Origin of the sequence: Pseudomonas sp. WC2401, from assembly GCF_041200115.1 — a bacterium.
In the GTDB taxonomy this organism is placed as follows: domain Bacteria; phylum Pseudomonadota; class Gammaproteobacteria; order Pseudomonadales; family Pseudomonadaceae; genus Aquipseudomonas; species Aquipseudomonas fragi.
In genome coordinates, this window is sequence record NZ_CP165623.1 from 4,604,824 (window position 1) to 4,616,896 (window position 12,073).

Genomic DNA, 12,073 nt, shown 5'->3' on the forward strand with positions numbered 1-12,073 from the left:
TTAACAATGCCATAAAGGCCCGGCCATTGTGCCGATCCCCCCCTCTATATACTAGAGGGCGCTTTTTTGCGGATGTCAGAAGAATGAGCCAACATTTTCAACATGATGTGCTGGTGATTGGCAGCGGCGCTGCCGGTTTGAGCCTTGCGCTCACGTTACCCAGCCATATGCGTATAGCAGTGCTTAGCAAGGGCGATCTGGCCAATGGTTCGACGTTCTGGGCCCAGGGCGGCGTCGCCGCTGTCCTGGATGACACCGACACGGTGCAGTCCCATGTCGATGACACCCTCAATGCAGGTGGCGGGCTGTGCCATGAAGACGCAGTACGCTTTACCGTCGAGCACAGCCGTGAAGCCATCCAGTGGCTGATCGACCAGGGCGTCCCCTTCACCCGCGATGACAGCATCGACCCCGAGCAGCAGGGCTTTGAATTTCACCTCACCCGTGAAGGCGGGCACAGCCACCGACGCATCATCCATGCGGCCGACGCCACAGGCGCGGCGATTTTCAAGACATTGCTCGAACAGGCCCGCCAGCGCCCCAATATCGAACTGCTCGAACAGCGCGTCGCCGTTGACCTGATCACCGAGCGCCGCCTGGGCCTGGAAGGGGATCGCTGCCTGGGGGCCTATGTGCTGGATCGTGCCACGGGCGAGGTCGACACCTTTGGCTCACGCTTCACCATTCTGGCCACCGGGGGGGCGGCCAAGGTGTACCTCTACACCAGCAACCCGGACGGTGCCTGCGGTGACGGCATTGCAATGGCCTGGCGCTCGGGTTGCCGGGTGGCCAACCTGGAATTCAACCAGTTCCACCCCACTTGCCTGTACCACCCACTGGCCAAGAGCTTTCTGATCACCGAAGCCCTGCGGGGCGAAGGGGCGCACCTCAAGCTACCCAACGGCGAGCGCTTCATGCACCGCTTCGACCCGCGCAACGAACTGGCACCGCGAGATATCGTGGCCCGGGCCATCGACCATGAAATGAAGCGCCTGGGTATCGATTGTGTGTACCTGGATATCAGCCATGAGTCCGATACGTTCATCAAGGCCCACTTCCCGACGGTTTATGAGCGCTGCCTGGCGTTCGGCATCGACATCACCCAACAGGCCATCCCGGTGGTCCCTGCGGCGCATTACACCTGCGGTGGAGTCATGGTCGACGAACATGGCCACACCGATGTGCCGGGCCTGTACGCCATCGGCGAAACCAGCTTTACCGGCCTGCATGGTGCCAACCGCATGGCCAGCAACTCGCTGCTCGAGTGTTTTGTCTACGCCAAGTCGGCAGCGGCCGACATCCTCGCCCAGTCGCCAGAAATCGCCGCCCCCGTGGCACTGCCCAGCTGGGATGCCAGCCAGGTGACCGACTCCGATGAAGACGTGATCATCGCCCACAACTGGGATGAACTGCGGCGTTTCATGTGGGACTACGTCGGCATCGTGCGCACCAACAAGCGCCTGCAACGGGCCGAGCACCGGGTGCGCCTGCTGCTGGACGAAATTGATGAGTTCTACAGCAACTACAAAGTCAGCCGCGACCTGATCGAGCTGCGCAACCTGGCGCAAGTGGCCGAGCTGATGATCCGCAGCGCCATGACACGCAAGGAGTCACGCGGCCTGCATTACACCCTCGACTACCCGCACATGCTGCCCGAGGCCCTGGACACTATTCTGGTGCCAGCCACCTACGCCGGCTGAACTTCAGGCGCACGCGCAAGCGCCGGTGCTGATCCGGCGCCAGCGCGGCGCCCGGGATGCACACCGCCCGCACCCGCCGCTCACCCGCCAGGCGATAGCGCACCAGCACCAACAGGGGCAGCGCCAGGCTGTCGCGGCGCAGCTGCACCGCCTGCCAGCCCTTGTCACGGCTCCACAACTGCCAGCCATCGGCATCATGGCGCAACCGGGTCATGGCACCGGGATGGGTCAGGCGAACATGCCGTGGCAACACCCAGGCCCCGTGCGCCAGGCACAACAAGACGCCGAGCAGGCGTGCCCAGGCAGGAATTGAAAGAAGGCAAATAGCGATCAGCGCCAGCAACTGGGCTGCAAGATACGCCGCCAGCAATTGCCCGCAGGCATGCCAGCGGCATTCAAAATGATTACTTGGGCTGGACACGATCCAGAATCATGCGAACCATGCGCTGCAGCTCAGGGTCCTGGGACTCGCTGCGCTCCATAAACCAGCCGAACATGTCCTGGTCTTCGCACTCCAGCAGCTTGCGATAGCATTCGCGGTCCACGTCATTGAGGGTGGCGTACACCTCCTTGACGAAAGGCACCAGCAACACGTCAAGTTCAAGCATGCCGCGACGGCTGTGCCAGTACAGACGATTGAGTTCAACATCTTCGACCATGGAGCGCTCCTCAAATAGAACGCAAGTATACAGGCCGATCCGCCATAGAACAGTCGGCTTTGGTCGGGCTCGTCTATCCTTTGTGAACTACCCATTTGCAGGGCGCACCTCTATGATGTGTTCCAGACTTATTCAACTGCGATGACCCATGGCCGACTCTGCTTTTTTCTGCACCCTGAACCACGAAGGCATTCTTGCTGTGATCGGCAACGACGCCAGCAAGTTTCTGCAGGGGCAGTTGACCTGCAACCTCAACTACTTGAGCGAAACCCGCTCAAGCCTTGGCGCCCGCTGCACGCAAAAAGGCCGCATGCAGTCGAGCTTTCGCATCGTTCTGCAAGATAACGGCTGCCTGCTGGCAATGGCCCGCGAGCTGGTTGAACCGCAGCTGGCGGACCTGAAAAAGTACGCCGTGTTCTCCAAGTCCAAGCTGACCGATGACAGTGCCAACTGGGTACGCTTTGGCCTGGTCAATGCTGACACGGTGCTGCAAAGCCTTGGCCTGCACCTGCCGGCCGAAACCGACAGCGTTGCCCGCGCTGGCGAACTGATCGCCATTCGCGCCTCAGAAGGTCGCGCAGAACTGTGGGCCCCTGTCGAACAGACCGAAAGCCTGTTTCAGCACCTCAAGGCACAGCTGCCCGAGGCTGAGCTTAACCAATGGCTGCTGGGCCAGGTTCGCGCCGGCATTGGCCAGGTCATGGCGCAGACCCGCGAGCTGTTCATTCCGCAAATGATCAACCTGCAGGCCGTAGGCGGTGTCAGCTTCAAAAAAGGCTGCTACACCGGTCAGGAAATCGTTGCGCGCATGCAATACCTGGGCAAGCTCAAACGCCACCTCTACCGTTTGTCCCTTGCGGCCGGTCATGCTGCGCCCGCCCCCGGTACGCCGCTGTTTACCCCGTCCCACACCAGTTCCGTGGGCGAAGTGGTACTGGCCGCGAACGCCGAAAACGGTGTTGAGCTGCTCGCCGTGCTGACCAGCGATGCTGCGCAAGCCGGGGATATTCACTTGGGTGACCTGCAAGGCCCTGGCCTTTCACTGCTTGAGCTGCCGTATCAACTGGACCGCGATCGCGAAATCCAGCGTTGATTGCCACACATTGAAATGCAGTACCTAGAGAAATGAGCATGCTGGCGCACAGAGTCCAAATGGACTTGCTTAAGGCCATTGATAGAGATGACCTGGTTCTACCCACACTCCCTGAAGTCGCGTTAAACATTCGCAAGGCCGCGGAAAACCCTGAAATCAGCGTCAGCAACTTGAGCAAGGTCATCGGTCGTGACACCGCGCTGTCGGCGCGGTTGATCAAAGTGGTCAACAGCCCGATGTTGCGCGCCACCCGCGAGGTGACTGACCTGCACACGGCCATCACCCGCCTGGGGGTCAACTACAGCAGCAACCTGGCGATCGGGCTGGTGATGGAGCAAATCTTCCATGCCCGCTCCGAAGTGGTCGAGCAAAAAATGCGCGATGTATGGCGCCAGAGCCTGGAAGTGGCCGGCATCTGCTACACCCTGTGCCGCCGTCATACCTTGCTCAAGCCCGACCAGGCGGCGCTGGGTGGCCTGGTGCATCAGATCGGCGTCCTGCCTATCCTGACTTACGCCGAAGAGCACAACGAACTGCTGTCCGACCCGATTTCGCTTAACCATGTCATCGACAGCATTCACCCGCTGATTGGCGACAAACTGCTGGCAGGTTGGGAGTTTCCGGAAATGCTGTTAAAGATTCCCGGGCAATATCAGGACTTTTCCCGACAAACCAAAGCCATCGACTACATCGACCTGGTACAAATCGCGACCGTGTTTATGGGGCAGGACATCGAGGCACTGAGCACCCTGCCCGCCTTCATGAAACTGAAGGTGGAAGCTGATGACCTGAAGTTGCAGGAGCAACTGCAGGAAGCGCGCTGGATGTTTATCTGAACCCCTGAAGTCAGCGCCTGGCGGGGGTCTGTGGGAGCCTGTGGGAGCGGGCTTGCTCGCGATTGAGTCGATTCGGTGTAACTGACAGGCCTGCATCGCGGGCAAGCCCGCTCCCACAGGGTGGAGGGCTTGGGCCTAGGCACTCGCCCATTCATGTCGCCTGGCTAGCGCCCATTGGCCGGCACAAAACTCACCCGCACGTTCAACCCGCCCTGCGCACCATCATGCAAACTGATATGGGCCAGGTGGGCTCGACAGATTTCCCCCACAATCGCCAGCCCCAACCCCGAGCCGGCCACTTGCTGATTACGCCGATAAAAGCGTTCAAATACCCGTTCGCGATCCTCATGGGGAATGCCCGGGCCATCATCCTCGACTTCCAGTACAGCTGGCGTTGCCACGCGCAAAATCACATTGCCACCCACTGGAGTGTGGGCCATCGCATTGTCCACCAGGTTGCTCAGCAGTTCATGCAGCAGCGTCGGTTCACCGTATAGCCACACCGGCTGGTCGGCCTCAAGCGCCAGGGCAAACCCGCGGGCATGGGCCAGCGGCGCCATCGCCATGCCCAGCTCGCGGGCCAATTGACTCAGGTCGAGCAATTGCGCACCGCCTTCGGCAATGGCCCGGGCACCGTTTTCGATGCGCGCCAGCGACAGCAACTGATTGGCCAGATGGGTCAGCCGGTCAGTGCCCTGGGCCGCTTGCTCAAGGGTATTGCGCAAGGTCTGCGGGTCCTTCGCCCGCAACCCCAGTTCAAGCTGGGCCTTGAGTACGGCCAGAGGCGTGCGCAACTCATGGGCGGCGTCCGCAATAAACTGCGCCTGACGGGCGAACTGCCCGCGCAAGCGCTCGGTAAAATGATTGAGTGCCTGTACCAATGGCCGCAGCTCGCGCTGCACCGACACCAGCGGCAATGGCCGCAGGTCATCCATCTCGCGCTCCTCCACGGCATTGCGCAGACGCTCCAGCGGGCGCAGTGCCGCACTGACGGCAAACCACACCACCAGCAACGCCCCCAGCCCCAGCATGCCAAGGCGCAGCAAGGTGTCCGCCATCAGGCTACGGGCCATTGCCACCCGCGCCTCGTCGGTCTCGGCTACACGGATTTCCGCCATGCCGTTCATGCCGGGTTCGCTCACAGCCTTGAGCAAGCTCACCACACGCACGTTCTGGCCCAGATAGGTGCCGTTATAGAACCGCGCCAACGCCGGATAATCATCGGTGCGCGGCGTGCCTGCAGGCGGCGCGGGCAGGTTTTCATAACCGGAAATCAGCCGCTGGTGGATATCGTTGACCTGATAGTAAATACGCCCGGCGCTGTCGTAGGCAAAGGTATCAAGGGCAACGTAGGGCACATCCGCACTCAGGCTGCCATCACGCTGCGACAACCCGGCGGCAATGGTGCGCGCCGATGCCAGCAGGGTACGGTCATACGCCGTGTCGGCGGCCTCGCGACCATTGAAATAAGCACTCAAACTGCTCGCCAGCATCAACACCACCAGCAACAGCGTCAGGTGCCACAACAGGCTCCAGCGCAAGCTGTCGAGCTTAAACATCGCGGCCTTCCAGCAAATACCCCAGGCCCCTGAACGTCACGATCGCCACCGCCTGGCCGTCGAGTTTTTTGCGCAGGCGGTGAATGTAAATCTCGATGGCATCCGGGCTGGCCTCCTCGTCCAGGCCAAACACCTGGGCCGCCAGCTGCTCCTTGCTCATGACCCGGCCAGGGCGTGCAATCAGGGCCTCAAGCACCGCCTGCTCGCGGGACGTCAGGACCAGCAGCTCATCACCCAGGGTGAAGCGCCGGGTTCCGAGGTCGTAGACCAGGGCGCCGCATTGCTGCAGCCGTTCGCCCCCCAGCACGCTGCGACGCAGCAGCGCCTTGACCCGCGCTTCCAGCTCCGTCAGTTCGAAGGGCTTGGCCAGATAATCATCGGCCCCCAGATTTAGCCCGTGTACCCGGTCCTTGACGTCGCTGCGCGCGGTCAACATCAACACCGGCAAGGTTTTGCCACGCGCTCGCAAACGCGCCAGCACTTCAAAACCATCCATGCGCGGCAACCCCACATCCAGAATCGCCACGGCATATTCTTCGCTGCTCAAGGCCAGGTCGGCGGCCACTCCATCGTGCAATACATCCACGGTCAGGCCTGTGCCTTTCAGGGCTTGAGCAACACTCTCGGCCAGCTGCAACTGGTCTTCGACCAAAAGCACACGCATCAGGTTTACCTCTTTTTTTGTTCAGGCCGCAGCCTTTTTGTGCGCGGAGTGTACAGACGACAACGAGGCTGTGAAGGGCAAAAACAGTGAATGTCTATTGAAAGGTTAGCGAAAGGTTGGCCGGTTAGCATCGCGAGACTGACAGCAAACCCTGTCACCGTCATGCCCTGCATAACGGCCCGAAAAACGCCTCGATGCGTTTTCGTCAATAAGAACAATAACGGAGCACCGCCATGCTGAACCATCAGCCCAAGGCCCTTGGCCCCTGTGTTTTCCCCCTGTTCGTGACATGACGCGCGGCATCGCCGCATGACGTTCTGCGCCCACGATTTCAAGCCACACCACCTGCCCTATAAAAACAAAAGCTCCTGAGGAGACGACATGAAACTTCCCCTGCGCACCCTGGCCCTGGCGGCCAGCTGCATGCTGTTCACAGGTCAACTGCTGGCCGAACCCAAGCGTCCTGAATGCATCGCCCCGGCCTCCCCCGGCGGTGGCTTTGACCTGACCTGCAAACTGGCGCAAAGCGCGCTGGTCAATGAAAAACTGCTGAGCAAGCCGATGCGCGTGACCTACATGCCCGGCGGCGTCGGTGCGGTTGCCTACAACGCGGTGGTGGCCCAGCGCCCGGCGGATGCTGGCACCCTGGTAGCCTGGTCCAGCGGTTCATTGCTCAACCTTGCGCAGGGCAAATTTGGTCGGTTCGATGAAGGCGCCGTACGCTGGCTGGCAGCCGTCGGCACCAGCTACGGGGCCATTGCGGTGAAGAAAGACTCGCCCTACAAGAACCTCGACGACCTGGTTCAAGCCCTTAAGAAAGACCCGAGCAAAGTGGTGATCGGTTCAGGCGGCACCGTGGGCAGCCAGGACTGGATGCAAACCGCCCTGATCGCCAAGGCGGCCGGGATCAACCCTCGCGACCTGCGTTATGTGGCACTGGAAGGCGGCGGCGAAATCGCTACTGCATTGCTGGGTGGGCATATTCAGGTAGGCAGTACGGATATTTCCGACTCCATGCCCCATATCCAGAGCGGCGACATGCGCCTGCTCGCCGTATTCGCCAACGAGCGCCTCGATGAACCGGAAATGAAGGACATCCCGACGGCCAAGGAGCAGGGCTACGACATTGTCTGGCCGGTGGTACGCGGTTTCTACCTGGGGCCAAAAGTCAGCGATGCCGAATACGCCTGGTGGAAAGACGCTTTTGACAAGCTGCTGGCCTCCGAAGACTTCGCCACATTACGCGACCAGCGCGAATTGTTCCCCTTCGCCATGACCGGCCCGGAGCTGGACACCTATGTGAAGAAGCAGGTGGCTGACTACAAAGTCCTGGCCCAGGAATTCGGCCTGATCCAGTAACCGCCGCCGACCACTGGCTGCGCCCTTGCACATGGGGCACAGCCCAGGAGTGAACCATGCTTGCACAACGCATTTTTGCCTCGGCCCTGCTGCTTGTCTGCGCCGGTTTGGCGGCGATGGCCTGGCCTTATCAGGCAGCCTTCTCCTACGAGCCCGTGGGGCCTCGCGCCTTCCCTTTGCTGATGCTGGCGCTGATGGGGTTGGGGCTGGTCTATATGATCGTTCGCCCTTCACCCGTCGTACACAGCGAAGATGACCCCAAACTGGACCGTGAAACCCTGACCAAGATCGGTCTGTGTATCGTCCTGTTGCTGATCTTTGCCGGCACCTTCGAACCTCTCGGTTTTATCCTCAGCAGCATCCTGGTCGGCATCCCGCTGGCGCGTCTGTATGGCGGGCGCTGGCTGCCCAGCAGCGTGATCATCAGCCTGGTGAGCGTTGGCCTTTATCTGCTGTTCGATAAAGCGATGGACGTTCCACTGCCGCTTGGCCTGCTCGAAGTTCTGGAGAACTGATATGGATACGTTTGGCTATTTGGGCCAGGGCTTCGGCGTCGCGCTCAGCCCGTACAACCTGGTCACGGCCCTGTGCGGCACGTTGATCGGCACCGTGGTCGGCCTGCTGCCGGGGCTTGGCCCCATCAACGGGGTCGCCCTGCTGATTCCCATTGCCTTTGCCCTGGGCTTGCCGCCGGAATCGGCGCTGATCCTGCTGGCTGCGGTGTACCTGGGCTGTGAATACGGCGGGCGCATCAGCTCGATCCTGCTGAACATCCCGGGCGAAGCATCGACCGTGATGACCACCCTCGACGGCTACCCGATGGCACGTAAAGGCCTGGCGGGCGTAGCGCTGTCGTTGTCGGCCTGGAGTTCGTTTATCGGCGCCTTTATTGCCACCTGCGGCATGGTGCTGTTTGCTCCGCTGCTGGCCAAATGGGCGATAGCCTTCGGCCCGGCGGAATACTTCGTACTGATGGTGTTTGCCATTGTCTGCCTCGGTGGCATGGCCGGGGACCGCCCGCTCAAAACCTTTATCGCTGCGCTTATCGGCCTGTTTCTGGCCTGCGTGGGGATTGATGCCAACAGCGGCGTCTACCGTTTCACCGGGGACAATATCCACCTGACTGACGGCATTCAATTTGTGGTGCTGGTGCTGGGCCTGTTCTCCATCAGCGAAATCCTGCTGCTGCTGGAAAAAACCCATCGCGGCCAGGAAGCGGTTAAAGCCACCGGGCGCATGATGTTCAATTTCAAGGAAGCGTCTGCGGTATTCGTGGTCAATATCCGCTGCGGCTTGCTCGGCTTCATCATGGGCGTACTGCCGGGCGCAGGTGCCACCCTGGCCAGCGCCGTGTCCTATATGACGGAAAAACGCCTGGCGGGGGCTTCAGGGAAATTCGGCGAAGGTGACATGCGCGGCCTGGCAGCTCCCGAAACCGCCATCGGTGCTTCGGCCTGCGGTGCCCTGGTGCCGATGCTGACCCTGGGCGTACCCGGTTCGGGCACCACGGCGGTGATGATCGGCGCTCTGTCGCTGTACAACATCACCCCTGGCCCGCTGTTGTTCCAACAACAGCCGGATATCGTCTGGGGCCTGATTGCATCCTTGTTTATCGCCAACGTCATGCTGGTGATTCTCAATATTCCGATGATCCGCATCTTTACCCGGATTCTGTCGGTACCTAACTGGGCGCTGGTGCCAGCAATCGCCATCATCACGGCAATTGGTGTCTATGCCGTACACGCCACCACCTTTGACCTGTTCCTGATGATCGGTATCGGCATTTTCGGCTACATCCTGCGCAAGCTCGACTTCCCGCTGTCTCCGGTTCTGCTGGGGTTCATTCTGGGCGGGCTGATGGAGCAAAACCTGCGGCGCGCCCTGTCGATCTCCAACGGCGCGCTGGAAATCCTGTGGGCCAGCCCGATTACCATGGGCGTCTGGGTGCTGACGGCAATCATGCTGCTGTTGCCGGTCATGCGTATCTGGCGCAAACGCAGCGCCCAACGCCGCGCCCTGGCCGATGCTTGATTCCCATTTCAAGCACTGGTGGGGAACGCCACTGGTCGGTCTGGCCGGCGGCTACCTCGCCAGCCTGATCGGCTGGCCGCTGCCGTGGATGGTTGGCTCGTTGCTGGCGATCATCCTGGTGCGTTGCCTGACCCCCTGGCAATTGGCCGAGATTCCCGGGGGGCGCAAATGCGGGCAGTGGATTGTGGGCATCGGTATTGGCCTGCATTTCACTCCGGTGGTGTTGGAACAGGTGCTGGCGCATTTCTGGCTGATCCTGGCAGGTGCCTTGCTCACCAGCGTGTCGAGCGTGATCGGTGTATGGCTGATGCGCCGCAGCGGTGAAGACCGCGCCACTGCGTTTTTCTCCAGCATGCCCGGCGGCTCGGGAGAGATGGTCAACCTCGGCGCACGCAATGGTGCCGTGCTGAGCCGTGTCGCGGCGGGCCAGAGCCTGCGGGTACTGACCGTTGTGCTGTGCGTTCCGGCAGCCTTCAAGTATCTGCTGGGCGAAGGCGCACCCGCCTTGCACCCCGCTGCCATCAATCCTTACTGGCTCGCCTTGCTGTTTCCGGCAGGTGCGTTGCTGGCCTGGATCTGGCAACGCTTGCGCCAGCCCAACCCGTGGTTGTTCGGGCCGCTGCTGGTCAGTGCCAGCGTGAGTATTGTGTGGGATTTGCATATCGGCCTGCCGGACGGCAGCAGCCAGGCGGGTCAATGGCTGATTGGCAGTGGCTTGGGTTGCCACTTCAATCGGGCATTCTTTCGGCGGGCGCCGTCTTTTATCGGCAAAACCCTGCTGGGCACAGCCCTGACCATGTTGATCGCCAGCCTGTGCGCACTGGGCCTGAGCGCCCTTACCCAACTCGACCTGCGCTCCATGACCCTGGGCATGATGCCGGGCGGCATTGCCGAAATGAGCCTCACCGCAGAAACATTGCAACTGTCAGTGCCCTTGGTCACGGCCCTGCAGGTGATGCGCCTGATCTTCGTGCTGTTTTTGGCTGAGCCGCTGTTTCGCTATTGGGTGCGCCAGGATCAAACCGACCCTGGCTGACCGGCGCTGGCACCCCGGTATTCTCGCCGGGTGTGCCTTGCACCGCTGGGCATTGGCTTAAACCGGCGGTAATTTCCAGTCGATCGCCGCCAGGCCGTTTTGCTCAAGAAACTTGTTGGTTCGACTGAAATGGCCGTTACCAATAAAGCCTCGATAAGCCGATAGCGGCGAAGGGTGAACCGAGGTCAGCACCAGGTGCTTGGTCGCATCGATCAGCTTTTGCTTGCTCTGCGCATGGGCACCCCACAGCAGGAACACCAGCTTGGGCTGCTGCTCGCTGACCACCTGGATAATCCGGTCGGTAAAATGCTCCCAGCCTTTTTTGGCATGGGAAGCGGCATTGGCACGCTCTACCGTCATCGTCGTGTTGAGCAGCAAAACGCCTTGTTCGGCCCAATGCTGCAGGCAACCGTGTGGAGCAATATCGATGTTCAGGTCACGCTTGAGTTCTTTATAGATATTGACCAGCGAAGGCGGTGTCGGGATACCGGGCTGCACTGAAAAACACAGGCCATGAGCCTGGCCGGGGCCGTGATAAGGGTCCTGCCCCAAAATCACCACCTTGATCTTGTCCAGCGGTGTCAGGTTCAGGGCATTGAAAATAAGCGGGCCAGGGGGGTAGATCTCTTTCCCCGCTGCATGCTCCTGGCGCAGGAACTCGCGCAGTTCGGCCATGTAAGGTTTATCGAACTCCTCACGCAATGCCTGCTTCCAGACAGGTTCAAGTTTTATACGGTCATCCGACGTCATGGCTACATCCTGAAAAACAATGGGGCGGACACTAGAAAAGGCCGCCCCGGTTGTCAACATCCCTATCGGCCCCACCAGCCATTACCGTGGCCGGGGCCAGTGCCGGGCCGATGCTCGGAGTGATGGTCACGATCCCGGTCATGGCCTCTCGGCGGCTGATAGTAACGCGGCCCCTGATAGTAGCCTCGAGGCCCCTCATAAAAACGTGGGGGCGGGGCATAGTAGTCACGCGGGTACACATAATACGGGTGATAACCACCATAGTAATAAGGCGCCGGGGCTGTGTAGATCTCGGAGCGGTAATAGCCAGAGCCGCCCGAGTAATAAGGTACGCAAGCAAACAGTGAAAAGCAGATGCCAATAATGCAAAGCAGGCGACGGTACAT

Annotated in this window: 13 protein-coding genes; 7 read left to right on the plus strand and 6 right to left on the minus strand. The window is 60.7% G+C overall.

What is annotated here, in order from left to right; all coding sequences use genetic code 11:
* Positions 1-83: 83 nt before the first annotated feature.
* Positions 84-1,700, plus strand: coding sequence for an L-aspartate oxidase (gene nadB / locus AB3G35_RS21075; RefSeq protein WP_134049752.1), 1,617 nt, complete (start codon positions 84-86; stop codon positions 1,698-1,700).
* On the opposite strand, the gene AB3G35_RS21080 is transcribed toward nadB, so the two are convergent.
* Complete coding sequence (locus AB3G35_RS21080; RefSeq protein WP_134049749.1) at positions 1,669-2,121, minus strand: hypothetical protein; 453 nt, start codon at positions 2,119-2,121, stop codon at positions 1,669-1,671. The two genes, nadB and AB3G35_RS21080, sit on opposite strands and share 32 nt — an antisense overlap.
* A complete protein-coding gene (locus tag AB3G35_RS21085; RefSeq protein ID WP_016782035.1) occupies positions 2,105-2,359 on the minus strand; it encodes a succinate dehydrogenase assembly factor 2 in 255 nt (84 codons plus the stop codon). Before AB3G35_RS21085 ends, AB3G35_RS21080 begins: the two co-directional genes overlap by 17 nt.
* A gap of 148 nt (positions 2,360-2,507) precedes the next feature.
* On the opposite strand from AB3G35_RS21085, the gene AB3G35_RS21090 reads away from it, so the two are divergent.
* Together AB3G35_RS21090 and AB3G35_RS21095 are read left to right on the plus strand one after the other, a co-directional pair.
* Positions 2,508-3,452 (plus strand): folate-binding protein YgfZ, encoded by a 945-nt coding sequence (locus tag AB3G35_RS21090; RefSeq protein ID WP_369782058.1) that lies wholly within the window; start codon positions 2,508-2,510, stop codon positions 3,450-3,452.
* Positions 3,453-3,484: 32 nt separating this feature from the next.
* The gene (locus AB3G35_RS21095) at positions 3,485-4,288 is read left to right on the plus strand and encodes an HDOD domain-containing protein (protein WP_029611552.1); all 804 of its coding nucleotides are present in this window, start codon (positions 3,485-3,487) and stop codon (positions 4,286-4,288) included.
* A gap of 164 nt (positions 4,289-4,452) precedes the next feature.
* Here AB3G35_RS21095 and AB3G35_RS21100 read toward each other — a convergent pair whose 3' ends face one another.
* Together AB3G35_RS21100 and AB3G35_RS21105 are read right to left on the minus strand one after the other, a co-directional pair.
* Positions 4,453-5,847 carry a sensor histidine kinase gene (locus tag AB3G35_RS21100; protein ID WP_086798471.1) on the minus strand — a complete coding sequence of 465 codons (1,395 nt, stop codon included), beginning with the start codon at positions 5,845-5,847 and terminating at the stop codon, positions 4,453-4,455.
* The gene (locus tag AB3G35_RS21105) at positions 5,840-6,511 is read right to left on the minus strand and encodes a response regulator (RefSeq protein WP_016782031.1); all 672 of its coding nucleotides are present in this window, start codon (positions 6,509-6,511) and stop codon (positions 5,840-5,842) included. The genes AB3G35_RS21100 and AB3G35_RS21105 overlap by 8 nt, the downstream gene beginning before the upstream one ends.
* Positions 6,512-6,892: 381 nt before the next feature.
* Between AB3G35_RS21105 and AB3G35_RS21110 the strand changes: the two genes are divergently transcribed.
* The 4 genes from AB3G35_RS21110 to AB3G35_RS21125 are packed head-to-tail and all read left to right on the plus strand — an operon-like array spanning position 6,893 to position 10,937.
* On the plus strand, positions 6,893-7,870 hold the full coding sequence (locus tag AB3G35_RS21110) for a tripartite tricarboxylate transporter substrate binding protein (RefSeq protein WP_086798473.1): 978 nt from the start codon (positions 6,893-6,895) through the stop codon (positions 7,868-7,870).
* Between the two features lie 56 nt (positions 7,871-7,926).
* Positions 7,927-8,385 carry a tripartite tricarboxylate transporter TctB family protein gene (locus tag AB3G35_RS21115; RefSeq protein ID WP_016782029.1) on the plus strand — a complete coding sequence of 153 codons (459 nt, stop codon included), beginning with the start codon at positions 7,927-7,929 and terminating at the stop codon, positions 8,383-8,385.
* A gap of 1 nt (position 8,386) precedes the next feature.
* Complete coding sequence (locus tag AB3G35_RS21120) at positions 8,387-9,901, plus strand: tripartite tricarboxylate transporter permease (protein ID WP_016782028.1); 1,515 nt, start codon at positions 8,387-8,389, stop codon at positions 9,899-9,901.
* Positions 9,894-10,937, plus strand: coding sequence for an AbrB family transcriptional regulator (locus AB3G35_RS21125; protein ID WP_369782061.1), 1,044 nt, complete (start codon positions 9,894-9,896; stop codon positions 10,935-10,937). Before AB3G35_RS21120 ends, AB3G35_RS21125 begins: the two co-directional genes overlap by 8 nt.
* A gap of 57 nt (positions 10,938-10,994) precedes the next feature.
* On the opposite strand, the gene ung is transcribed toward AB3G35_RS21125, so the two are convergent.
* Both ung and AB3G35_RS21135 read right to left on the minus strand, forming a co-directional pair.
* Positions 10,995-11,687, minus strand: a complete 693-nt coding sequence (gene ung / locus AB3G35_RS21130) for a uracil-DNA glycosylase (protein ID WP_016782026.1) — start codon at positions 11,685-11,687, stop codon at positions 10,995-10,997.
* A gap of 62 nt (positions 11,688-11,749) precedes the next feature.
* On the minus strand, positions 11,750-12,073 hold the full coding sequence (locus tag AB3G35_RS21135; RefSeq protein ID WP_081481071.1) for a hypothetical protein: 324 nt from the start codon (positions 12,071-12,073) through the stop codon (positions 11,750-11,752).